Below are 23,379 nucleotides of genomic sequence, written 5' to 3' on the forward strand. Positions count from 1 at the left end.
ATGATCTTTTCCAAAAACCGGAATCCACTTTTTGGGATCATGGTCAGGCACCCATCATGAATGCCTGCTCGCCGACGAGCTTGCGGCGTAGCCAGGCGGAAAACTGGTCGACGAGGAAGATCGTCGTGAACAGCAGCAGCACCAATGCCAGCGTCTTGGCGCCGAAGCCGCGCGAGATGGAGAGCTTCAGTTCCTCGCCGATGCCGCCACCGCCGACCGCGCCGATAATGGTCGAGATACGCACATTGATCTCGATCCTGAGCAGCGTGTAGGACATGAAATTGGGCAGCACTTGCGGCAGGCCGGCAAAGCGCACGCGCTCGAACCAGTTGGCGCCGACCGCGCGCAGGCCTTCTTCGGCGCGCATGTCGATGTTTTCGTTGATCTCGTAGAAGAGCTTGCCGAGAGCGCCGATGGAATGCAGGCCGATGGCGATGATGGCTGCGACCGGGCCGGTCGAGAGGATGGCTGCGAACAGGCCGGCAATGACGATCTCGGGGAAGGCGCGAAGCAGTTCCATGAAGCGCTTGACGACGAGCCTGAGCACCGGACTGGGCGTCAAGTTGCGCGCGGCGATGAAGGAAAAGGGCACCGCAAAGACAAAGCCGATGAAAGTGGAAACCAGCGCCACGTTAAGCGTGGTGAGCATCAGCTCGAAATATTCGGGTAGATAAAAGCCGCCCCAGAGATAGACGCGGCCAAGCGGGAAGTTGAACTCTTGGCTGCCCTTGTCGTGCGGCGATGCGATGTCGAACAGCGCCCGCCAGACGTCGTTCCAGTCCTTGGGAACAAGCCAACTAAGGAAATCCAGTATGTGCGGCAGCCGATCGAAGAAATGTCCGGCATTGGCCTCGTCGGCGAACCACATGGCTGTGCACATGGCGACAAGCAGTGAGCCGATGCCGAGCGCCGTGTAGAACCGGCGCAAGGACGTCTGGCGTCGCCAGGCGTCTGCTGCCTGCCGGACCGCGTCTGAACGAATTGTAGCGGCGAAGGTCATACGGGGTCACGAGCGGACACGCAAAAAGGGCGGCGACCGCATCGGCCCGAAAGTTGACTTTCGGAAAGCACGATGCGGCATCTAAGTGTTAGAGCGTACTTTGTGCGTCCAAGTGGACGCACGTCGCTCTAATGGACGCCGCCCTTTCCGCAATTGTCGTCAGCCGCCGATCGCGGCTTTGCGGGCTTCGACGATGACGCTGTAGAAGTCCGGCTTCACCGGAACATAGCCGGTGAAATCGCCGCCTTCGATGGCCTCGAAGCAAGGCTTGTCCTTGGCCGGCAGGCTGGTGAAGAAGTTGGCGAGCTTGGCGCTCATATCGCCGCCGAGTGCGGTGCGCACGACCAGCGGGCCGTTCGGGATCAAGCCGGAGCGCCAGACTTCGACGAAATCGTTGGGGTCCACGGCGCCCTTGGCGACTTCCTTGTGGAAGGTGCCGGAGGTGTAGCCGTTCTTGAAGTCGCCGATGCCAGAGGAATCGTCAACCGCAACATCGACCTTGCCGTCGCGAACGGCGAGGAGGTTGTTCTCGTGGCCACCATTGAACTGTGTCGAGGCGAAGAAGGTTTCGTTCGAAGCGCCGGTGTCTTTCGGGATCTGGGTCAGCGGGATCAGGTAGCCGGAGGTCGAATCCGGGTCGGCATAGCCGAGCTTCTTGCCCTTGGCCGACTTGATGTCGGTGATGCCGGACGACTTCAGCGCAAGGCCGATCGAATAATAGCCGGTCGCGCCGTCGGTCTGCTGGGTGGTGAGGATCGGGGTCACGGCGTTCGGATCCTTGAGGTAGACGCTGGCATAGCCCGACGCGCCAAGCTCTGCGAAATCGAGCGTGCCGCCGAGCAGGCCCTGGATAACGCCGTCATAGTCGGCGGCCGGGAACAGCGAGACCTTCTCGAAGCCGAATTCGGACTTCATGTGATCGGCGAGGCACTGAAAGTTGCGCAGCCGGTCCGCTTCGTTTTCACCGCCAAGGATGCCGATGCGGAATTCCTTGATATCCTGGGCGTGAGCGGCGCTTGCCGCGATGGCGAGCAATGAAACGGCGCCAAAAACCATCTTCCTGAACATTATCTCTCTCCTGTTGGTCCCGGCCTCGCGCCGGTAGCGTTCGAATTTTTTGACAGGTGCCTTTGACGCGGGCGGGCGATCAGGCCGTTCTCAATATCCCGGGAATGCGGGCTCGAGCGGTCCGGCGGATGCAGCGATTTTCTGTTTGATGGCGACACTGGTGGAGGTGATGGCCTCGGAGATTTCGCCGCCATTGCTGTCGGCGCCGTAGACCATGCGCACGGCCTCGCGGTTGAGGGCTTCGGGCGGGCCGTCGAAGACGACCTTGCCGGCGGCCATGCCGATGATGCGGTTGCAGTAGGTGCGGGCCGTATCCAGCGTATGCAGATTTGTGATGACGGTGATGCCCTCGCGCAAATTGATGTCCTGCAGCGAATCCATCACCACCTTGGCGTTGAGCGGATCGAGCGAGGCAATCGGCTCATCCGCCAGCAACACCTTCGGCTGCTGCATCATGGCGCGCGCAATCGCAACGCGCTGCTGCTGGCCGCCGGAAAGTGTGCCGGCCGGCTGCAGGGCGGTGCGGGCGATGTCGAGGCGCTCGAGGGCTGCAACCGCCTCGGCGCATTCACCGCGGGAGAACATGCCAAATAGGTTGGACAGCGTCGAGCGGTGGTTGAGCCGGCCGAGCAGCACATTGGTCAGCACATCGAGGCGCGGCACGAGATTGAACTGCTGGAAGATCATGGCGCAGTCGCGCTGCCATCGCCGGAGCGGCGAGCCGCGCAACCCGGAGACCTCGACGCCGTTGAACAGGATGGATCCCTGGCTGGGATCGATGAGGCGGTTAATCATGCGCAGCAGCGTCGATTTGCCGGCGCCGGAGCGGCCAATGATGCCGACCATCTGGCCTTGCGGAATCGCGATGTGAACATTGCTGACGGCGGTGTTCTTGCCGAACCGGCGGGTGACGCCGCGGATTTCGAGCGTAGCTGACATGGTGCAGGCTCCAGTCCAATCGCAATTGAAGGTCTGTTTACCCTGGCTAGCGCAGCCGCATGAACCTGCGGTGTCGGAACGATGTCAGTTTTGTTACTGCCCACAGCCTGGAGCGGGGCGGGATCAACTCGGCGCGAGAAGCTCGAATGGTGAATGGTGATAAGAACGGCTTCCCTGAGCCTCGAAACCTGTCCGCTGCCCCCATTCACATTCACCATTCACCATTTCACGACCCTCAGCCGCCATATTTCTCCAGAAACGCCTCCGCCGACAATTCCCGAAAATCGTCGAGCGCGGCGCGCAGCCTTGCGTGGTCCCAGTCCCACCAGGCGAGCGCCTGGTAGCGCTCCGCGGTGCGGCGGTCGAAGCGTTCGCGGATCGGCTTGGCCGGTACGCCGGCGACGATGGTGTAGGGCGCGACGTCCTTCGACACCACCGCACCGGCACCGACCGCCGCGCCATCGCCGACGGTGACGCCCGGCAGGATGGTCGAGCCGTGGCCGAGCCAGGTGTCGTGGCCGATGGTGACGCGTTTGGCGCGGCGCTTGGCGAAGAATTCGCTCTCGTGCTCGGCGTCGTCCCAATAATCCGAGGCGCGATAGGTGAAATGGTGCAGCGTCGGCCGCCAGGTCGGATGGTTGGTAGCGTTGATGCGCACGCTTGCGGCGATGTTGGCGAATTTGCCGATCGTTGCGCACCAGACGCCGCAGTCCTGCATCATGTAGGAATAGTCGCCGAGCGTGCTTTCGGAAACCCGGCAGCGCTCGGCGATCTCGGTCCAGCGGCCAAGCGTCGAGTTCTCGACTTCCGCCGTCTCGTGGATCAGCGGCGCCTCCGACAGTTTCCTGGTCATGCGGCGATTTTCCCGGCGGCGAAGGCGGTCACGTCGATGACGCGGTCGGCGACCGCCTCACGCACGTCGTGATCGTGGAAGATGCCGAGCAAAGCGACGCCCGCTGCCTTCTTGGCGACGATCAGGGAAATCACCACATCGCGGTTCCTGGCATCGAGCGAAGCGGTCGGCTCGTCGAGCAGCAGGATCGGGTGCTCGGTGATGAAGCCGCGCGCGATGTTGACGCGCTGCTGTTCACCGCCGGAGAACGTCGCCGGCGGCAGCGCCCAGAGCTTCTCCGGCAGGTTGAGCTGCGCCAGCAAGGCGCGTGCCTTGCCGTGCGCGACCTCGCGCTCCTCGCCGCGCTCGACCAGCGGTTCGGCCACGACGTCGAGCGCAGAGACACGCGGTACGGTGCGCAGGAACTGGCTGACATAGCCGATGGTAAGCCGGCGCACGGCAAGCACGGTGCGCGGGCTGGCCGAGGCGAGATCGATGAGCCCGCCCTCGTGCTGGACGATGATCTGGCCTTCATCGGCGGCATAATTTCCGTAGAGCATTTTCAGGATCGAGCTCTTGCCGGCGCCGGACGGGCCGCCGAGCACGGCGCATTCGCCGGCCCTGATCGCGAACGAGACACCGGCGACCACCGGCAGTTTGATGCCGTCGCGCAGATGCATGGTGAAGCTCTTCGCGACATCGGAGACAACGAGCGGGGTTGCCATCAGAGCGTTCTCCAATCGTCATTCGTCTGCGGGCCAACACCCCCCTCTGGCTTGCCCTCTTTGCCAAAACTTGCCATCTCCCCCTCAAGGGGGGAGATTGGCAGTCGCATTCGGTTTCGCCATTCTCCTGTGTCGCAGAACGGGCGGGCCATAAAAGCTGCTGATCTCCCCCCTTGAGGGGGAGATGGCCGGCAGGCCAGAGGGGGGGTACGCCGGAGCAATCATCGTCACACCTGCAGAATCGAGGAGACAAGCAACTGGGTATAAGGCGCGCGCGGATCGTCGAGGACGCGGTCGGTGAGGCCGCTTTCGACGACGCGGCCGTCCTTCATCACCATCATGCGCTGCGACAACAGCCGCGCCACGGCGAGATCGTGGGTGACGACGATGGCGGCCAGGCCGAGATCGGTGACCAGGCCGCGCAACAGATCGAGCAGGCGCGCCTGCACCGAGACGTCGAGGCCGCCGGTCGGCTCGTCCATGAACACCAGCCGCGGCCCGGTGACGAGGTTGCGGGCGATCTGCAGGCGCTGGCGCATGCCTCCGGAAAAGGCGCGCGGCTCGTCGTCGATGCGGTCTTCGTCGATCTCGACACGAGACAACCAGTCGAGCGCCGTTGCGCGGATCCTGCCATAGTGACGGTCGCCGACCGCCATCAGCCGCTCGCCGACATTGGCGCCGGCCGACACCGTCATGCGCAACCCGTCGGCCGGGTTCTGATGGACAAAACCCCAATCGGTGCGCATCAGGAAGCGGCGCTCGGCCTCGCTCATGCGGTAGAGTTCGCGAAACTGGCCGTCGCGCATCCGGTAGCTGGCGGTGCCGGAGCTGGGCAGCAGTCGAGTTGACAGGCAGTTGAGCAAAGTCGTCTTGCCGGAACCGGATTCGCCGACCACCGCCAGCACTTCGCCCGGCCACAGGTCAAAAGTGACGTTCTCGCAGCCGACGCGCGAGCCGTAGAATTTGGACAGCGCCGAAACGCGCAGCAGCGGTTCGTCGGTCATTGCTTCTCCTTACCCTCCCCCTCGTGGGGAGGGTCGGCGCGTAGCGCCGGGGTGGGGGGTGAGGCGGTGGCAGTACCCCCACCCGCGCCTTCGGCGCGACCTCCCCACAAGGGGGAGGTAGGGGCGTTGCGCCGCTTCTCGCAATAATCGGTATCGGAGCAGACGAACATGTGGCCGCCATGGTCGTCGAGGATGACCTCGTCGAGATAGACGTTCTCGGCCGCGCACAGTGCGCAGGGCTGGTCGAAGGTCTGCACCTCGAAGGGATGGTCCTCGAAGTCGAGGCTGACCACATCGGTGAACGGCGGCAGCGCATAGATGCGCTTTTCGCGGCCGGCGCCGAACAATTGCAGAGCCGGCGAACGGTGCATCTTCGGATTGTCGAATTTCGGCGTCGGCGAGGGATCCATCACATAGCGGCCCTCAACCTTGACCGGGTAGGCGTAGGTGGTGGCGATGCGGCCGTGCCTGGCGATGTCCTCGTAGAGCTTCACATGCATAAGGCCGTATTCCTCCAGCGCATGCATTTTGCGCGTCTCCGTTTCCCGCGGCTCGAGGAAGCGCAGCGGCTCGGGGATGGGCACCTGGTAGACCAGCACCTGACCGGCACTCAGCGGATATTCAGGGATGCGGTGGCGCGTCTGGATGATGGTCGCCTTGGCCGTCTCGGTGGTGACCGCGACATTGGCGACCTTCTTGAAGAAGGCGCGGATCGAGACGGCATTGGTGGTGTCGTCGGCGCCCTGGTCAATGACCTTGAGCACATCGTCCGGGCCAATGATCGAAGCGGTGACCTGGACGCCGCCGGTGCCCCAACCATAGGGCATCGGCATTTCGCGCGAGGCGAACGGCACCTGATAGCCAGGAATGGCGATGCCCTTGAGGATCGCCCGACGGATCATCCGCTTGGTCTGTTCGTCAAGATAGGCGAAGTTGTAGGTGGCGATGTCGGTCATGGCGATCGCTTCCGCTCTGTGCTACCGAATTGAGTTCCAAGACACGGAAAAGGGGCTGGGCTCCGATGACCCCGACCGGATGGATGCGCCTCGGAATCCTGTTGCTGGTGTTCGTCGGGGTGGTTGCCTTTGTGCTTCGAAGAATGTTCTTCCTGAGCCGAGGGAAGGCGCGCAAGGCGAGACCATTGGCGGCAGTAGCGGTTACGGCGGATCCGGAGGCCATTCCCCAGACGGGGGAGGTCACGGTGGTGGAGCTAACTGAAGTCATTCCGCTGCCTGCCTCTTCTCTTCGCCCTTGCCGGCATTTTCGCGGGCGTCGTGCTCGGTGCGCATGCGGCGCACGAGGTCGAGCTCGGCCTGGAAGTCGACATAATGCGGCAGCTTCAGATGCTCGACGAAGCCGGTCGCCTGGACATTGTCGGAATGCGAGATGACGAACTCCTCGTCCTGCGCGGCGGCGATGACATCCTCACCCAACTCCGAGGCGCGCAGCGCGCGGTCGCATAGTGCCATGGCCATCGCCTTGCGCTCGCTCTGGCCGAAGACGAGGCCGTAGCCGCGGGTGAATTGCGGCGGCGCCTTGGCCGAGCCCTTGAACTGGTTGACCATCTGGCATTCGGTGACGCGGATGCTGCCGAGCGGCACGGCAAAGGGCAGTTCCGGCACGTCCAGTTCCAGTTCGACCTCGCCGATGCGAACCTCGCCGACGAAGGGATGGTTGCGCGCGTAGCCGCGCTGGGTGGAATAGCCGAGCGCCAGCAGAAACCCCTCGTCGCCGCGCGACAGCGCCTGCAGGCGGATGTCACGCGCCATCGGGAATTCGAGCGGCTCACGGGTGATGTCGCCGGGGACATGATCGCCGGGCATGTCGCCGTCGGGCTCGATCAGGCCTTCGCGGGCGAGGATGGCCGAGACGCGCGGCATCGCCTCCGCCTCGCCTGCACGCTGTTCCGGCTCGGCGACATCGCCGCCGGCAGCAAGTTCGGGATCGAGCAGCCGGTGGGTGTAGTCGAAAGTCGGGCCGAGCAACTGGCCGCCGGGCAGATCCTTGTAGGTCGCCGACACCCGCCGCTCGACCAGCATCGTGCCGGTGTCGATCGCCCTGGTGTAGCCGAAACGCGGCAGCGTGGTGCGATAGGCGCGAACCAGGAAGATCGCCTCGATCATGTCGCCGCGCGCCTGGACGATCGCCAATGCCGCCAGTTCCCTGTCGTAGAGCGAACCTTCGCTCATCACCCGGTCGACGCCGAGCGCCAGCTGCTCGACGATCTGGTCTAGACGAAGTGCGGGCACCGAACGGTCGCCGCGCCGGCGGTCGGCGAGCAGTTTGTGAGCATTGCGAATGGCCGTCTCGCCACCCTTTACCGCAACATACATGCTACGCCTCCATCATCTTGATGCGCGTCGTGCGCGGCAGGCAGGCAATTGCGTCGAACGTGGCGAGGATGATATCGACGCCACGCGGAAAACGCTGGTTGTTCTGCTTCCATTGCTCGACGAAATGGCGCGGCATTTGCGCCGGCGCGATCGTCGCCGTCTTCTCGATGCCCGGGCCTTCGAGCAGCAGCGCAGCGCCGGAGATGAGATCGCCGACCTCGAGGATCAGCGTCGTGGAGCGATCGGGATAATCCTGGGTGCCTTGCGAAAACCCGTCGAGCGCCATCATCTCGGCCGGCGTGGCGATCAGCGCGAAATGCGCGTCGGCCGGGGTGTTGGCCAGCGGCGCGCCGGTATGGAAGCCAAGCCAGGATTTCACCGCCGACACCTGCAAAGCCGGGTCGAGCCAGAGCGGCGTGTCGTTGTCGCACAGCGCCAGCGCAACGGCGCCGGCGGTGGCCGACAGCGGCGCCGGTGGGTGGGCAAGGGCCGGCAAGGGCTGGACGCTGCCCGGCCGCGCCATCGCGTCCATCACGGCACGGAATACGGTCTGGGCATTGAATACCGGATCGGCGAAGCCGCCTTCAATGGATTGAGCGGCGATATCCATCAGTCTTCTCCGCGCACCATGGTGAAGAAATCGACCTTGGTCGCCGCCGTCTCGGCGCGGCGCTGTTCACGCGCCTTGGCCAGTGCCGCCTGCAATGGCGCAACGATCCTGATCTCGACCTCATTGCGGTGGGCCGGGTCCTGCCACAGCGCATCGGCGATTGCCGCCAGCCTTGCCTTCTGCTTGTCGCGGCCGAGCGCGTAGCAGTGGCCGACATGGCCGGACGCAAGCCGCACCGTGGCACGGGTGACCGTCGCCTCGCCGACATTGAAAGGGGCACCACCGCCGCCGATGCGGCCGCGTACCGTAACCAGGCCGGTTTCGGGGCCACGCAGAAGTTCCGCTTCGCAAGGCAGGCCGGCTTCGTCCCAGAGGCGGACGATGTCGTCGCCGGCCGATTGCGCCAGCGTCGCCATCACGGCCTTGCGCTCGGCCTGCTCTCGCGCTTCCCGTCCTCGCATGGCGGTGCTCCTCGTCTGCGTTCATTTTGTCTATTGATATAGACAACTATACAAATTATATCCATTATCTAGCGCGTGTCCATGACGGGCACGTGACACGGGCCAAAAGATCGGCGCAAGGAATTGGGGCGGGAGATGATCGGACAAGCCAACAGCATCGAGCGGCGCAGCGGTGTCGCGCTGTGGCGGCAGATCGCCGACCAGATCCTGCATTCGATCGCCGCCGGCGATTTTCCCGAGAATGCCGCGCTGCCGCCGGAGATCGCGTTGGCCGGACGCTATGGCGTCAACCGCCACACGGTGCGCAGCGCTATCGCAGCGCTGGTGCAGGAGGGCGTGCTCAGGGCGGAGCAAGGGCGCGGCACCTTCGTGCTGTCGCGCAAGCGGCTGTCTTATCCGATCGGCGCCCGCACCCGCTTTTCCGAGGGATTGCAAGGACAGGCGTCCGAGCGGCATATCACCTTGCTCGCGTCATCGATCGAGCCGGCCGACCGTCGTGTCGCAGAGGGCTTAGGCCTTGCGACGGGGGCCGATGTGATACGCCTGGAAACGCGCGGCGAAGCCGATGGAATGCCGGTGTCCCGCGCGGCCGGCTGGTTCGATGCCAGGCGCTTTGCCGGCATCGATGCCGCCATGGCGGAAACCGGTTCGATCACCGCATCGCTGGCACGTTTCGGCATCGACGACTATCTCAGGCAATCGACCGTGCTGTCGGCGCGCCATGCCGATGCCGCCGACCTTGCGGACCTCGAGCTGCAGCCCGGCGCCATCGTGCTGGTGACGGTCGCCGTCAACGTCACGCCCGACGGTCAGCCGATACAGTTTTCGGAGTCGCGCTTCCCGGCCGAGCGGATCGAGCTCAAATTGTCGGCGCTCTGAGATGCGGCAGCCCTGGCATCATCCGACTTGAATGACGGCCTTGATCAGGCCGGACTTCTCATGCGCCCAGCGGGCGAGGTCGTGCGGCGTCTCGCCAAGCGTGGTGCGGTGGGTGACCAGCTTTGCCAGCGGCAGCGCGCCGTTGCGAATCGAGGCGGCGACATGATCGAAATCGGCACGCAGGGCGTTGCGGCTGCCGATCAGCATCATCTCGCGCTTGTGGAATTCGGGATCGGAAAAGGCGATGTCGTCCTTGACGACGCTGACCAGGACCAGCGCCCCGCCGTGCGCGACATGGGCGAAGGCCGACTGCACCGACCGGGTGTTGCCGGTGGCATCGAAAACCACGTCGAAGCCGTCGCCGCCGGTTGCTTCCCGCACCAGGTCGGCAGCAGCGCCCCGCGAGCCGTCGAGGGTCGCGAAGCCGAGTTCGCTTTCGGCGAAACCCAGCCTCTCCGCACTCATGTCGAGCAGCGTCACGTCGAGCCCGGCGATGCGGGCGAACAGCGCCGTGCCGAGCCCGATCGGGCCTGCGCCGATGACCAGTGTGCGCGCACCTGGATCAGCGAGCGAGCGCCGCACGGCATGGGCGCCGATCGCCAGGAATTCGACGGCGGCGGCATCGGCCAGCGACAGGCCGTTTGCCGGATAAAGATTTTGCGCCGGCACCAGGATCTGCTCGCACATGGCGCCGTCGCGGTGGACGCCGAGCACCTCGATCCTGACGCAGCAATTCGGCTTGCCTTGCCGGCAGGCGATGCATTTGCCGCAGGCGAGATAGGGATTGACGATCACCGCTTCGCCGACGGCGAGATCGACGTCCTCGCCAACCTCGATCACGGTGCCGGAAACCTCGTGGCCCATGATGCGGGGATAGGCGAGGAACGGGTGCTTGCCTTCGAAGATGTGATAGTCGGTGCCGCAGATGCCGACATGGCTGACGGCGACCAGCGCCCAGCCGGCGGGGGGCGCGCCAGGCGCCGGACGATCTTCGAGGACAAGTTCGCCGGGCGAGCGGCAGACGACGGCTTTCATGCTTCAATCCAGTCGGTTCATGGCACCGCCGGCCCTGCTGTCGCGAGGCCGGCGGTTGTTGGGAGGCAGTCTATTTGCCGCGGCGGCGCAGCCCGTCGAAATAGACGATGACGATGATCAGCACGCCGGTGATGATGCGCTGCCAGAAGGCGTTGACGTTGAGCAGATTGGCGCCGTTGTTGATGGTGGCAAGGATGAAGGCGCCGAGCAGCGGTCCGTGCACGGAGCCGACAGCGCCGAACAGCGAGGTGCCGCCTATCACCGAGGAGGCGATCGCCTGCAATTCCCAGCCCTCGGCCTGCGTCGGATTGCCGATGCCGATGCGCGAGGCAAGCAGCACGCCGACGAAGGCCGCACACAGGCCCGACAGCGTGTAGGCCATGTAGATGGTGCGCTGGACGTTGACGCCTGACAGGCGCGACGCCTCGGCGTTGGAGCCGACCGAGAACAGATAGCGGCCCCAGCGGCTGTGGTGCAGGAAGATGTAGGCTGGGATGCCGACCAGGATCACCATCCAGAACAGATTGGGGACGCCGGCGAAGGAACTGCGCGAGAACGTCTGGAAGGCGTCGTTGTTGATCGAGATCGAGTTGCCATTGGTCATCAACAGACCGATGCCGCGCAGCGAGGTCAGCGTTGCCAGGGTGATGATGAAGGGCGGCAGGCCCATCTTGACGATGCCGAACCCATGGAACATGCCGATGGCGACGCCGACCAGCAAGGTGATCAGGATGGCGAGGAAAACCGGTGTGCCGGCGTTGATCAGCATCGCGACGATGACGGTGGCGAAGCCGACCACGGCGCCGACGGAAAGGTCGATGCCGCCGGTGATGATGACGAAGGTCTGGCCGACCGCCAGGATGGCGATCATCGACCCTTGCCGCAACAGGTTGGAGATGTTGTTGGCGGAGGCGAAGCTCGGCGTCGCCACCGACAGGATGATCCATAAAAGAACCAGCAGCGCCAGCAGTGTCAGCCCGAACAGGGCGTTGTAGTTGCGTTTCGGCCTTTCGGCAGCGATCGCCTCGGTGCTCATATCCGTCCTCCCGGTTTTTCTTGTTTCTCGGCCAGCGCCTGGGTGAGGATCTCCTCGTGGTCAGCGGTACGAAAGCCGTGCGTGGCCACCAGCTTGCCGCGCCGGAACACGTGCAGCGTGTCGGCGAGCTCATAGACCTCGGGCAGGTAGGACGAGATCAGGATGATGCCGGCTCCCTTGGACAACAGCGCGCCGAACAGGCGGTAGATCTCGGCCTTGGTGCCGACATCGACGCCGACAGTCGGCTCATCGAAGATGAATAGCTTGGCGCCGTGGGCGAGCCATTTGCCGATGACGATCTTCTGCTGGTTGCCGCCGGACAGGCTGGAGGCCAGCGCGCCGCGCGTCGGCGTCTTGATGCGCAGGTCGGCGATCTGGCGATCGGCTTGCGCCTTTTCCTGCGCGCGGGAGATCAGCAGATTGCTCGAGATGCGCTTGTAGATCGGCAGATTGAGGTTGAGTCCGACCGGCAGGTTGAGGCAGAGGCCCTGGTCGCGGCGGCTTTCCGGGGCCAGCGCCATGCCGAGCCTGATCGCGTCATGTTCGGAATTGACCTTGACCTCCTTGCCCTCCCACAGGATCTGGCCGGCCGATTTGCGGTGCCGGCCATAGAGCGTGGTGACGAACTCGCTGCGCCCGGCGCCGATCAGGCCATAGAGGCCGACGATCTCGCCGGCACGGACGGACATCGAGACATTTTCGAAACCCTTGCCGGACAGGTTCCTGGTTTCGACGATGGTCGCGCCGGGGGTGAAATGCTCCTTGTGGTAGACCTGCTCGATCGAGCGGTTGATCATCATCTTGACCAGCTCGGCGTCATTGGTCTCGGCAATGTTCCTGGTGCCGACCAGCGTGCCGTCGCGCAGCACCGAGACGCGGTCGGCGAGCTCGAACACTTCTTCCATGCGATGGCTGATGTAGATGATGGTGACGCCTTCGCCCTTCAGCCGGCGGATCAGCGTGAACAGCTGGTCGGCCTCCTTGCGGGTAAGATAGGCGGTCGGCTCGTCGAAGATCAGGAATTTGGTGCCGCGCACGGTGGCGCGGGCGGCGGCGATCAACTGCTGCTGGCCGATGGTCAGGTCACCCAGCATGACATGCGCCGGCAGGTCGAAGCCGAGATCGTCGATGATCTTCTGCGCCTGCCTGATCATCGCCCGCTGCTGCAGGATGCCGAAGCGGGAATCCTCTTCGCCGAGGAACATGTTGGCGGCGACGGTGAGATGGCGGCACAGGACGACTTCCTGATGCACGGCATTGATGCCGAGCGCCATCGCCTCATGCGGCGTTGCCAATGCGGCAGGCTTGCCCTCCCAGATGACGTCGCCGGAGGTGCGCGGCATGACGCCGGTAAGAAGCTTGATCAGGGTGGATTTGCCGGCGCCGTTCTCGCCAACGATGGCGTGGATCTCGCCGGCCTTGAAGGCGAGATCGACCGGCTTCAGCGCATGGGTGCCGGGATAGCGCTTTTCCAGCCCGCGGAGTTCGAGGATGGTCCTGCCCGGTTCCAGCGTTGGGGCCGGATGGAGTTCCTGCGCCGTCGACATCATGACAATCCTCCCAGATTGGCCCCCAAAGATTGGCCTCGCGATTGGCACGAGTGGGATGTTTCCGGGGCGAAAGGCCCCGGAAACAGTTCACTTGCGGCTATGCTCAGTCGAGCTTCGGGTTGAGCAGCGCGTCGATCTTCGGATCCTTCATGTTGGCCTTGGTAACCAAATTGGCGCCGGTATCGACATTGGCCTCGACCTTCTCGCCCTTCGAGGCGGCGAGCGCCGTCTTGATGCCGTCATAGCCCATCCGGTACGGATCCTGAACGACGAGAGCCGAAATGACGCCGTCATTGAGGAACTTGATCAGCTTCTCGTCGCTGTCGAAACCGACCAGCCCGACCTTGCCGGCAAGACTGTTCTCGGCGATCGCCTGACCGACGCCCTGCGCCATGATCAGGTTGGAGGCGAAGATGCCCTTGAGGTTGGGGTTGGCGGTGATCAGGTCGGTGGCGATGTTGAGGCCGGTGGTGGCCTGGCCGTCGGCGTATTTGTCGGCGACCAGCTTGAGGCCGGGATATTTGGCGGCGAGCTGTTCCTTGAAACCCTGGGCGCGCTGTTCGAGCGAGCCGGCACCCGGAAGCGCGGTGATCAGGGCGACGTCGCCCTCGACCTTGCCGCCATTGGCTTCGCCGATGGCTGCGGCAAGGCCGTCAGCGGCGACGCGGCCGCCCTGGATGTTGTCGGTGGTCAGGAACGAGGTGAAGGCCTTGGAGTCGGCGCCGGAGTCGATGCCGATGATCTTGACCTTGGTGGCGGCCTCGTCGATCGGCTTGCCGAGCGCCTTGGCTTCGGTCGGCGCAATGACGACGGCCGCCGGGTTGCCGGCGACGGCATTTTCGAGGATCGAGATCTGGCCGTTGACGTCGGTCTCGGCCTGGGCGCCGAGCTCCGGCACGTTGACGCCGAGATCCTTGCCGGCCTTGCGGGCGCCGGCCAGAACGATCTGCCAGTAGAAGGACGTGGTGTCCTTGACGATGATCGGAATGGTCGCGTCGGCCGCGGATGCCGGCGCCGAATGCATCACGCCGGCAAGCATCGAGGCGGCTGCGAGTGCCACGAAGGCGCGGCGATTGAGAATGCTGGTCACGAATTTCATTAGGAGTCCTCCCTAAGTCGCCCGGTGAATGTTACGGAAGCTCCATTCGGATGGCGCGGCCCAAACGGAACTTTATCAATAAAAAACATTTACCGCATTTTGATAGTGCATCACCTCGGTCGGCGCAAGCGATGTTTGATGGCCGCTCGAATGGCTGGGCGGGAAAGCTTGCTCCCTCGGAACTCCGCTGCCAATCTCCTCCAATACGTCGCATGGAATATTAATTCCATCATCCAGTCAATATGGAATGTTCATTCTTTTTCGGGAGCGTTGGAACTGTGACGCCTGGCGATCACGTCCGGTGTTCGCGACTATTGCGCATGTCCGGCTTAGAGCGTCGCTCCGAGATGCCAAGGCACGAACTCGTTGTCGCCGTAGCCGAACTCTTCGCTCTTGGTCTTGCGGCCCGAAGCCGTCTCGACGATCAGTTCGAAGATCTCGCGGCCCATGCCGGCGATGGTCTTTTCGCCCGAGGCGATGACGCCGCAATTCACGTCCATGTCCTCTTCCATCGTGTGATACATGGTCGAGTTGCTGGCGACCTTAATCGACGGCGTCGGCCGGCAGCCGAAGCAGGAGCCGCGGCCTGTGGTGAAGACGATGACGTTGGCGCCGCCCGCCACCTGGCCGGTGGCCGAGACCGGGTCGTAGCCGGGCGTGTCCATGAACACCAGCCCGTGCCCGATGACCTTTTCGGCATAGCCGAAGACGCCGTTGAGCGGCGTCTGGCCGCCCTTGGCGACCGCGCCGAGCGACTTTTCCAGGATGGTGGTCAGGCCGCCGCGCTTGTTGCCCGGCGAGGGGTTGTTGTCGATGGAAGCGCCATGTTTGGCGACATGGTCTTCCCACCATTTCACGTAACCGTCGAGCTTGGCGGCGATCTCGGGGGTGGCGGCGCGATAGGCGAGCAGGTGCTCGGCGCCGTAGATCTCCGTCGTCTCGGAGAGGATGCCGACACCGCCGACGCCGGCCAAAATGTCGACCGCGGCACCCAGCGCCGGATTGGCGGTAATGCCGGACATACCGTCGGAGCCGCCGCATTGCAGGCCGACGACGATCTCGCTGACCGGGATCGGCTCACGCTGAAGCTTGCCGACCTCCTCGGCGATCTCGGCCAGCACGACCAACGCCTTCTCGACCGATTTGCGCGAGCCGCCGGCTTCCTGGATGTTGAAATGACGTTTTCCCGCGGCAACGCCCTTCTGGCCGTAGAGGGTGAGCTGGTTGACCTCGCAGCCGAGCCCGACCATCAGCACACCACCAAAATTCGGATGACGGGCGTAGCCGGCCAGCGTGCGATGCAGCACCATCATGCCGTCGCCGGTGGCGCTCATGCCGCAGCCCTGGCCGTGGACGATCGGGACGAAGCCGTCGATGCCGGGATATTGCGGCAGAAGCGTGCGGTTCGCCGCGTCAGCGATGGCGTGGCAGACGGTGGCCGAGCAATTGACGCTGGCGAGAATGCCGATGAAGTTGCGCGTGCCGGCGCGGCCGTCGGCGCGGCGGTAGCCCATGAAGGTGCGGGCGCGGTCGGCCTCAGTCGCATGCACTGCCTCGCTCGGCGGCACCACCGGCAAACGCCCGCTTTCGAAGACCAGATTGTGCGAATGGACATGCTCGCCGGGCGCGATGTCTTGCGTGGCGCGGCCGATCGCCTGGGCGTATTTGACCACGGCCTCGCCGGCCGCAATCGGCTTGATCGCCACTTTGTGGCCCGGCTCGATCACTGCGGCGGCGACGGCGCCGCCCGGCAGCACGGTGCCGATCTCGATGCGGCCATTGGCGACCGCGACATTGTCGGCGGGAGACAGAAGAATGCTGTTTGCGGCGTTCACGGGAGCTTCCTGGGTGTGTTCCTGGGTGCGCGAGCGGATTGACACGCGGCTCTTAACATATAATGTCTTTTATCGTGAAAAAACATTTTTGCGTCAATTGTTTTTTCGCCAGAGCGCGACGCGTCTTTTGGATGCGAGAAGTAGGCTCTACAACCAAAACTAGCGTTGCGCATGATGTTTTCCGAAAAGGTACCGGTTTCATGCGCGAGAAACGCTTCACACTGGCCGCAAACGCAGATGCGCCACGGGGCAGGGGATGTCGAAGAGCAACAACGTTTACAAGGACGCCTATAATCGCGGTCTGAGGCTGCTCGACGAAACCAGGAGCCTGCCTTCGGAGCCGGAGCTGGGTACGCTGCTCGGCGTCAGCCGCACGACGGTCCGCACTATCCTTGCGCGCATGGAAGAAACCGGGCTGATCGACTGGAACAAGCGCAGCAAGACGGTCCTGCGCGAACCGCGACCGGACGATTTCTTCCCCGAGGAAGAAACCGACACGCTGGCCGAGATCATCGAGCGCTCCTTCATGCGGCGGCTGCTTGCCAGCGGTGCCGAAGCCGGCATGCAGATCAACGAGCTCGAACTGGCGCGTGAGATCGGCGTCGGCACCACCAGCGTGCGCGAATTCCTGATCCGCTTCTCGCGCTTCGGGCTGATCGAGAAGCGCCGCAACAGCCACTGGGTGCTGAAAGGCTTTACCCGCGCCTTCGCGCTGGAGTTGACCGAAATCCGCGAGATGTTCGAACTGCGCTCGGCCGCAGCCTTTGCCGCTCTGCCCGAGGACAGCCCGGTGTGGACCGACCTCGACCGCCTGGAAGACGAGCATCACCGGCTGGAGCGCGAGATCGCCGTGCGCTTCAACGAATTCTCCGAGCTTGACGAGCGCTTTCACCGGCTGATCCATCGGGCGTCGCACAACCGCTTCATCGTCGATTTCTACGACGTCATCGCCATGATCTTCCACTACCACTACCAGTGGAACAAGGCGCAGGAGCGCGAGCGCAACGAAGTCGCGGTCCAGGAGCATCTCGCCTATATCGCCGCGCTCAAATCGCGCGATCTCGCCAAGGTCGACGCCGCCTGCCGCAAGCACCTGAAATCGGCCCGCCACACGCTGCTGACGTCCATTCCCGAGGGCAGGCAGCCGCAACGCGCGTGATTGTGTTGCGTTGCCGCAGCAACGTTTTGGCGATTTTCCGGCCGCCGGCTCCGTGCTAGAGAGCTGACGTTGCTGCGTGAAGAGGCTGGTTCTTGACCATACGCCGGAGACGATGGAGCATGCCGGTCGCGTTCGCCGCGGCGTGGCTTTTCATGCTCCAGTCGATATTCGGCGCGTTTGCTTCCGGCGTCGCGCCGAACGCCTCGCAATTCGATGCTTTCGGCAACACGATCTGCACCCATGACGGTGCGGCGCAACTCCCCGCCGGCGATCCGCATCAGCAGCACATGCCGGCTTGCTGCATGCTTGGCTGCAATCTCGTTTCGGCGGTCTACGCGCCGCTGGATGCAGCCGGGAGCCTGGCTCGCAGCCTTTCCATCGAAACCATCGCCTTTTTCCTGCCGGCCTTCCGGCATCGCGATTTCGCCCGCGCCCGCACTCCGTCCAATCCGCGTGCACCACCGGCGACGGCCTGATCCGTTCTGGTTCGCGCCGCGCAGCGCTTTGCCGGCGCGTTTATCGACATCGTTCGCGACCGGCAATCGGCGCGATCCCCCTTAAAGTCCACGGAGCAATCATGTCTCACTCTTTTCGCGCTGCCGCATCCAGCCGCAGGCGCTTCGCACTGGGTAGTTTCGAGCAGCGTCTCGGCATCGCCCTTTGCGTTCTTGCCCTCCTGTTCGCCAGCGCCCAGACGGTGTTGGCACACGAGTTCAAGCTTGGCGATCTCGAGATCGGGCACCCCTGGTCGCGCGCCACGCCAGCCGGCGCCAAGGTGGCCGGCGGCTACTTCACCATCACCAACACCGGCAGTGCGCCGGATCGCCTGCTGTCGATCACCTCCGACATTTCGGCCAAGGCCGAACTGCACGAGATGGGCGTCAGCAATGGCGTCATGACCATGCGGCCGGTCACCGGCGGCCTCGAAATCCCGGCTGGCGGCAAGGTCGCGCTGGCGGGCAGCGGCTACCATTTGATGTTCATGGATTTGAAGCGGCAGCCCAAGGAGGGCGAAACGTTCTCCGCCACGCTGACCTTCGAGAAAGCCGGGCCCGTGCAGATTGAATTCGCCGTGCAAGGCATCGGCAGCGCGGCGCCCCAGGACGACGACTGACTTGGCCGCTTCGAGAGGTAGCATCATGAAGAAATCTCTTTTGCCCGGCTGCGTGCTTCTTGCCCTCGGGACCAGCGCGGCCTTTGCCCACATCACGCTCGAAACGCCGGAGGCGGCGGTGGGCTCGACCTACAAGGCGGTTCTTCGGGTGCCGCATGGCTGCGAGGGCAAGGCGACGACCGCGCTGCGCGTGCAGATCCCGGAAGGGGTGCTCTCGGTCAAACCGATGCCGAAGCCGGGTTGGACACTGCAGGTCAAGAACGGCAAATACGAAAAGTCCTACCAGCTCTACGGCCAGGCAGTGACCAGCGGCGTCAAGGAGATCGACTGGAGCGCCGGCAGCCTGCCGGACGAGTTCTACGACGAATTCGTCTTTCGCGCGACGCTGGCGTCCGACCTGCCGGCAGGCCAGACGCTGCATTTCCCGGTGGTGCAGGAATGTGACGGGGTTGCCGATCGCTGGATCGAGATTCCGGCGGCCGGGCAGGCTGAGGACGCGCTGGAATTTCCGGCGCCCGGCCTCAAGCTGCTGCCGAAGAAGTGATCCTTACGTGGCGCGCTCTATCCGAAAGAGCGCGCCGCTGTCTTTGTGGCGGTGACATGAGCGCGGCATCGATCCTGCGAACGGCCTGCACAACCGGCCGGCTTGCCATAGGCCTGCTGGCTGCGATTGTGCTGCTTGCCACCATTGCCGCGCCAAACGCAGCCTTCGCCCATGCGGCGCTGATCAAGGCCGAGCCGGCTGACGGTGCGGTGCTGGCGCAGAGCCCGTCGCAGATGTCGCTGACCTTCAGCGAGCCGGTTTCGCCGCTGGTGCTGACGCTGGTGCGGCCCGACGGGACGTCGATCCCGCTGAGCTCTTTCCGGCTCAGCGGCCAGACCGTCGAGATTGACAATCCGCAGGCGCTGACGTCGGGCACGCATGTGCTGAGCTGGCGGGTAATCTCCGCCGACGGGCATCCGGTCGGCGGCTCGGTGCTGTTCTCGGTCGGTGCGCCGAGTGCTGCGCCGGCCGCCTCCGAAGCTGTCGACCGGGCGCTTCGAACGGCGATCTGGATCGGCAAGGTTTTTCTATACATCGGCCTGTTTTTCGGCGTCGGCGGTGCCTTTGCGCAGGCCTGGCTGGCGCAAGGCGGCCGATCCGGCCAGAACATGATCGTCGCCGCGATCCTGTGCGGGCTGGCCGCCGCACTCTTGTCGCTCGGTTTCCAGGGGCTGGATGCACTCGGCGCGCCGCTTGCCCGGCTGGCGCAGCCGGTCATCTGGCAGACCGGGCTTGGCACCAGCTTCGGCTGGACGGTGCTGATCGCGCTGATGGCGCTCGGCCTTGGCCTGCTATCGCTGGTCGTGCCGCCCGCCGACGCAAAGCCGCTGGCCTTGGCCGGACTGGTTGGCGTTGGCGCAGCACTTGCCGCCAGCGGGCATGCCAGTGCCGCCGAGCCGCAATGGCTGACCCGGCCGATGGTGTTTCTGCACGCCACTGGTATCGCCGTCTGGGCCGGGGCGCTGGCGCCGCTCGGTCTTGCCTTGAAACGGCAGCCGGACAAAGCCGGGCCGTTGCTGCGCCGGTTTTCACGAGCGATCCTGTTCGTCGTGGCGGTGCTTGCGGCAGCCGGCATCGTGCTCACCGTCATCCAGGTGCAAACGACGTCGGTGCTGGTCCATACCGCTTACGGCCGGCTGCTGCTGCTCAAGCTGGTGCTGCTCGTCTTTCTGTTCACACTCGCCGCCGTCAATCGCTTCAAGCTTACGGCCCCGGCTGAGGCGGGCGAAACAGAAGTCCAGCGGCGGCTGGCCCGCTCGATCGCCATCGAGCTGCTGATCGTGCTGGCGATCTTCGGCGTTGCCGCCGGCTGGCGCTTCACGCCGCCGCCGCGCGCGCTGGCGATCGCCGCGGCACAGCCGGCGTCGGTGCATATCCACACGCTGCAAGCGATGGCCGACCTCAGCATTGCGCCCGGCCATGCCGGAGCTGTTGCCGCTTCGATCTTCATCATGACCGGCGATTTCGGCCCGCTCGACGCCAAGCAGGTAACGCTGGTGCTGTCAAAGCCCGATTCCGGCATCGAACCCATCAAGCGCCCGGCGACGAAGCCCGGCGACGGTACCTGGCGCGTCGACGATCTCGTCATCCCGGTCGCCGGCCGGTGGACGGCGCGGCTCGACATCCTGGTCTCGGATTTCGAGATGGTGAAGATAGAGGCGCCGATCGACATCAGGCCGTGAAGACGGCGCTGGTCCGCGCAACACAATTCGGCGAGGCGGTTGACGCGGCCGCGAACCCCCGTCAATCATCGCCATCAAGAATGGGCGTCCAACCCAATCGCGGGCTCAAACCAACAAGATCCGAAAGCAGGGAAGAAACGATGGAAAAAGCCGAAATCGGCCTGATCGGCCTTGGCACGATGGGCTCCAACCTGGCGCTCAATATCGCCGAGAAGGGGCACCGCATCGCCGTCTTCAATCGCACCGCGGCGCGCACCGATGCCTTTGTCGAAAATGCCGGCGCGCTTCGGGATAGGGTGGTGCCCTGCTACAGCCTCGAAGAACTGGCTGCCGCGATCCGGCCGCCGCGGCCGATCATCATCATGGTGCTGGCCGGCAAGCCGGTCGACGAGCAGATCGCGGCATTGCGCGGCGTGCTGTCGGCCAACGACATCGTCATCGACGCCGGCAATGCCAATTTCCGCGATACGATGCGGCGCTTCTCCGAGCTTACCGATTCGGGCCTGACCTTCATCGGCATGGGCGTGTCCGGCGGCGAGGAGGGCGCACGCCACGGTCCCTCTATCATGGTCGGCGGCACCGAAGAGTCCTGGAAGCGCGTCGAAAAGGTGCTGACCGCGATCTCGGCCAAGTTCAAGGGCGAGCCTTGCGCGGCGTGGCTTGGCACCGACGGCGCCGGCCATTTCGTCAAGACCATCCACAACGGCATCGAATATGCCGACATGCAGATGATCGCCGAGATCTACGGCATATTGCGCGACGGGCTCGGCATGGGGCCGAAAGAGATCGCTGAGGTGTTTTCCCAGTGGAACACGGGCAGGCTCAATTCGTACCTGATCGAGATCACCGCCAAGGTGCTGGCCGCCGACGACCCCAAGACCGGCAAACCGGTGGTCGACATCATCCTCGACCGCGCCGGCCAGAAAGGCACCGGCAAATGGTCGGTGATCGAGGCGCAGCAGCTCGGCATCCCGGCCACCGCAATCGAGGCGGCTGTGGCGGCACGCGTACTGTCGTCGATCAAGGACGAGCGGCTTGCCGCCGAAAAGGTCTATGGCGGCGGCGTGAGCAAGATTTCCGGAGACAGGGACGCCCTGCTCGCCGATCTCGAGCTGGCGCTGTTTGCCGGCAAGATCGCCGCCTACGCGCAAGGATTCGCGGTGATGAGCGGCGCGTCGAAGGAATTCAACTGGAACCTGCCGATGCCGGTCATCGCCAAGATCTGGCGGGCCGGCTGCATCATCCGCTCGCAATTGCTGGATACGATGGCGGAGGCCTTCGGCGCCGGCGGCGCGGCCACCAACCTGTTGATGGCGCCGGCTTTCGTTTCATTGATGCAGGAGGCACAGCCGTCGCTTCGCCGTGTCGTCGCAAGGGCGGCCGAAGCCGGCTCGCCCGTGCCGGCCCTGTCGTCTGCACTTGCCTATTTCGACAGTTACCGGCAGGGCCGCGGCACTTCGAACCTGATCCAGGCGCAGCGCGATTTCTTCGGCGCGCACGGCTTCGAGCGCATCGATGGGCAGGGCGCTTTCCATGGGCCCTGGGGGAGTGGCGCGGCGGGTTAGCGCCGCGACTTGGACCTAGAGTCCAATTTTGCGGTTGCCAGAAAGCAGACATCTCCAGCGACCAACTGAGTGTCGGGTCGCGCCAGGAACCTGCTATGCCGGTAGAGACGATTGACGGTCTCATCGGTATCGGCGGAGCCGCGAATCTGTGGTAAGCCGCCGCTCGACCAACCAAGGGACGACACCTGTGAGCGAACCGACCGTGGCCCAGGCGACCGAAACTATCTATGCCTCGCTGCGGGCGGACAATGCCGACATCGACGCACATATCGCGACGCTTAAAGCGGCGCTGACTCGAGAAGGGATAAAACAGGCGGTGTTCGATCCGACCAAGTTGGCGCAGAACAACCGCTCGGGGCGCAAGTTGATGCAGGCCTATTTTCGGCAGCGCGGCGTGAGCGTGAGGTTTTCGGACCAGTAGAGCCGCGCGCGGGTGATCTCAAGCGCGCCGTTGGGAGTTCTCGGGCCGGTCCGGCGGTTCGCCATCTGGACGTCGGGACTGCGCCTCATAACGGACATCCAGATCAACTTTGCTGTTTCCTGAAAGCCGACATCACCGGTCACCATGTTGCGGGTCGCGGGCGGGTCGTGCGCTGGCTGTCGGCTCACCTCTACGCCAGATGAGAGCCGGTCTGTGCAAATAGTACGGAAAACCAGCAATCCTACTGAAGAAGCTCAGGTAAGCTTTGAAAAAGACGCCGTGCCTCCGGCCAACCCGCTTCAACAAAGAGAGCAAGGCAATCAACTAGCTTCCGTCGCCTTACTTCGTCTTCAAAAACGCTACGATAATCCGCCAGATACCATCCGATAAGCTTCACAAAAAGGTAAGCGCTATTTTCGCTGCACGTTGACGCGAGCGCTTTCGACGGATGGCCTTCGAATCGGGAACGGTATCTGGTCTGATCAGGC

24 protein-coding genes are annotated in these 23,379 nt (G+C 64.1%); 8 read left to right on the forward strand and 16 right to left on the reverse strand.

Features of this window, described 5'->3' with window-relative positions:
* Positions 1 to 43 precede the first annotated feature (43 nt).
* The 10 genes from phnE to phnG form a co-directional block, all read right to left on the reverse strand.
* Positions 44 to 1,000: a phosphonate ABC transporter, permease protein PhnE gene (gene phnE / locus NKI70_RS28050; RefSeq protein WP_023675195.1), complete on the reverse strand. Its 957-nt coding sequence runs from the start codon at positions 998 to 1,000 to the stop codon at positions 44 to 46.
* 159 nt (positions 1,001 to 1,159) lie between these two features.
* The gene (phnD, locus tag NKI70_RS28055; RefSeq protein WP_352539454.1) at positions 1,160 to 2,068 is read right to left on the reverse strand and encodes a phosphonate ABC transporter substrate-binding protein; all 909 of its coding nucleotides are present in this window, start codon (positions 2,066 to 2,068) and stop codon (positions 1,160 to 1,162) included.
* Between the two features lie 90 nt (positions 2,069 to 2,158).
* The gene (phnC, locus tag NKI70_RS28060; protein ID WP_023675197.1) at positions 2,159 to 3,007 is read right to left on the reverse strand and encodes a phosphonate ABC transporter ATP-binding protein; all 849 of its coding nucleotides are present in this window, start codon (positions 3,005 to 3,007) and stop codon (positions 2,159 to 2,161) included.
* A gap of 235 nt (positions 3,008 to 3,242) precedes the next feature.
* Complete coding sequence (locus NKI70_RS28065) at positions 3,243 to 3,860, reverse strand: DapH/DapD/GlmU-related protein (protein WP_352577415.1); 618 nt, start codon at positions 3,858 to 3,860, stop codon at positions 3,243 to 3,245.
* Positions 3,857 to 4,564: a phosphonate C-P lyase system protein PhnL gene (phnL, locus tag NKI70_RS28070; protein WP_352577416.1), complete on the reverse strand. Its 708-nt coding sequence runs from the start codon at positions 4,562 to 4,564 to the stop codon at positions 3,857 to 3,859. Before phnL ends, NKI70_RS28065 begins: the two co-directional genes overlap by 4 nt.
* A gap of 227 nt (positions 4,565 to 4,791) precedes the next feature.
* Positions 4,792 to 5,568: a phosphonate C-P lyase system protein PhnK gene (gene phnK / locus NKI70_RS28075; RefSeq protein ID WP_352633812.1), complete on the reverse strand. Its 777-nt coding sequence runs from the start codon at positions 5,566 to 5,568 to the stop codon at positions 4,792 to 4,794.
* Positions 5,565 to 6,524: an alpha-D-ribose 1-methylphosphonate 5-phosphate C-P-lyase PhnJ gene (locus NKI70_RS28080; protein WP_352633810.1), complete on the reverse strand. Its 960-nt coding sequence runs from the start codon at positions 6,522 to 6,524 to the stop codon at positions 5,565 to 5,567. Before NKI70_RS28080 ends, phnK begins: the two co-directional genes overlap by 4 nt.
* Before the next feature lie 264 nt (positions 6,525 to 6,788).
* A complete protein-coding gene (locus tag NKI70_RS28085; RefSeq protein WP_352698451.1) occupies positions 6,789 to 7,901 on the reverse strand; it encodes a carbon-phosphorus lyase complex subunit in 1,113 nt (370 codons plus the stop codon).
* Position 7,902: 1 nt separating this feature from the next.
* Positions 7,903 to 8,511 (reverse strand): phosphonate C-P lyase system protein PhnH, encoded by a 609-nt coding sequence (gene phnH, locus NKI70_RS28090; protein WP_023675203.1) that lies wholly within the window; start codon positions 8,509 to 8,511, stop codon positions 7,903 to 7,905.
* Positions 8,511 to 8,972, reverse strand: a complete 462-nt coding sequence (gene phnG, locus NKI70_RS28095) for a phosphonate C-P lyase system protein PhnG (protein ID WP_023675204.1) — start codon at positions 8,970 to 8,972, stop codon at positions 8,511 to 8,513. Before phnG ends, phnH begins: the two co-directional genes overlap by 1 nt.
* A 135-nt stretch (positions 8,973 to 9,107) precedes the next feature.
* Here phnG and phnF point away from each other — a divergent pair, with 135 nt between their 5' ends.
* Positions 9,108 to 9,851: a phosphonate metabolism transcriptional regulator PhnF gene (gene phnF, locus NKI70_RS28100; RefSeq protein WP_352698453.1), complete on the forward strand. Its 744-nt coding sequence runs from the start codon at positions 9,108 to 9,110 to the stop codon at positions 9,849 to 9,851.
* An 18-nt stretch (positions 9,852 to 9,869) separates the two neighbouring features.
* Here phnF and NKI70_RS28105 read toward each other — a convergent pair whose 3' ends face one another.
* The 5 genes from NKI70_RS28105 to NKI70_RS28125 all read right to left on the reverse strand — a co-directional run bounded on the left by NKI70_RS28105 (position 9,870) and on the right by NKI70_RS28125 (position 16,406).
* A complete protein-coding gene (locus NKI70_RS28105) occupies positions 9,870 to 10,886 on the reverse strand; it encodes a zinc-binding alcohol dehydrogenase family protein (RefSeq protein WP_352698455.1) in 1,017 nt (338 codons plus the stop codon).
* A gap of 70 nt (positions 10,887 to 10,956) precedes the next feature.
* Complete coding sequence (locus NKI70_RS28110) at positions 10,957 to 11,922, reverse strand: ABC transporter permease (protein ID WP_352448376.1); 966 nt, start codon at positions 11,920 to 11,922, stop codon at positions 10,957 to 10,959.
* Complete coding sequence (locus tag NKI70_RS28115) at positions 11,919 to 13,472, reverse strand: sugar ABC transporter ATP-binding protein (RefSeq protein WP_352539443.1); 1,554 nt, start codon at positions 13,470 to 13,472, stop codon at positions 11,919 to 11,921. The genes NKI70_RS28110 and NKI70_RS28115 overlap by 4 nt, the downstream gene beginning before the upstream one ends.
* Before the next feature lie 103 nt (positions 13,473 to 13,575).
* Entirely contained in the window at positions 13,576 to 14,571 is a 996-nt protein-coding gene (locus tag NKI70_RS28120) for an ABC transporter substrate-binding protein (RefSeq protein ID WP_023675208.1), read from the reverse strand.
* A 329-nt stretch (positions 14,572 to 14,900) separates the two neighbouring features.
* Positions 14,901 to 16,406 (reverse strand): UxaA family hydrolase, encoded by a 1,506-nt coding sequence (locus NKI70_RS28125; protein ID WP_023675209.1) that lies wholly within the window; start codon positions 16,404 to 16,406, stop codon positions 14,901 to 14,903.
* Positions 16,407 to 16,662: 256 nt separating this feature from the next.
* Between NKI70_RS28125 and NKI70_RS28130 the strand changes: the two genes are divergently transcribed.
* The 7 genes from NKI70_RS28130 to NKI70_RS28160 all read left to right on the forward strand — a co-directional run bounded on the left by NKI70_RS28130 (position 16,663) and on the right by NKI70_RS28160 (position 22,891).
* Positions 16,663 to 17,565 carry a GntR family transcriptional regulator gene (locus NKI70_RS28130; protein WP_023675210.1) on the forward strand — a complete coding sequence of 301 codons (903 nt, stop codon included), beginning with the start codon at positions 16,663 to 16,665 and terminating at the stop codon, positions 17,563 to 17,565.
* 119 nt (positions 17,566 to 17,684) lie between these two features.
* Positions 17,685 to 18,041, forward strand: coding sequence for a DUF2946 family protein (locus tag NKI70_RS28135; RefSeq protein ID WP_023675211.1), 357 nt, complete (start codon positions 17,685 to 17,687; stop codon positions 18,039 to 18,041).
* A 101-nt stretch (positions 18,042 to 18,142) separates the two neighbouring features.
* Positions 18,143 to 18,679 (forward strand): copper chaperone PCu(A)C, encoded by a 537-nt coding sequence (locus tag NKI70_RS28140; RefSeq protein WP_352698457.1) that lies wholly within the window; start codon positions 18,143 to 18,145, stop codon positions 18,677 to 18,679.
* A gap of 25 nt (positions 18,680 to 18,704) precedes the next feature.
* Positions 18,705 to 19,223, forward strand: a complete 519-nt coding sequence (locus tag NKI70_RS28145; protein ID WP_023675213.1) for a YcnI family copper-binding membrane protein — start codon at positions 18,705 to 18,707, stop codon at positions 19,221 to 19,223.
* Between the two features lie 56 nt (positions 19,224 to 19,279).
* Complete coding sequence (locus NKI70_RS28150) at positions 19,280 to 20,905, forward strand: copper resistance CopC/CopD family protein (protein WP_023675214.1); 1,626 nt, start codon at positions 19,280 to 19,282, stop codon at positions 20,903 to 20,905.
* Positions 20,906 to 21,045: 140 nt separating this feature from the next.
* On the forward strand, positions 21,046 to 22,470 hold the full coding sequence (gene gnd / locus NKI70_RS28155; RefSeq protein WP_352698461.1) for an NADP-dependent phosphogluconate dehydrogenase: 1,425 nt from the start codon (positions 21,046 to 21,048) through the stop codon (positions 22,468 to 22,470).
* Positions 22,471 to 22,657: 187 nt separating this feature from the next.
* Positions 22,658 to 22,891 (forward strand): hypothetical protein, encoded by a 234-nt coding sequence (locus NKI70_RS28160; RefSeq protein WP_352698463.1) that lies wholly within the window; start codon positions 22,658 to 22,660, stop codon positions 22,889 to 22,891.
* A gap of 241 nt (positions 22,892 to 23,132) precedes the next feature.
* Here NKI70_RS28160 and NKI70_RS28165 read toward each other — a convergent pair.
* Positions 23,133 to 23,379 (reverse strand): hypothetical protein (locus NKI70_RS28165; protein WP_352725630.1); only part of this gene is annotated, 247 nt, incomplete at its 5' end.

Source organism: Mesorhizobium sp. M0500, assembly GCF_040321165.1.
Classification (GTDB): domain Bacteria; phylum Pseudomonadota; class Alphaproteobacteria; order Rhizobiales; family Rhizobiaceae; genus Mesorhizobium.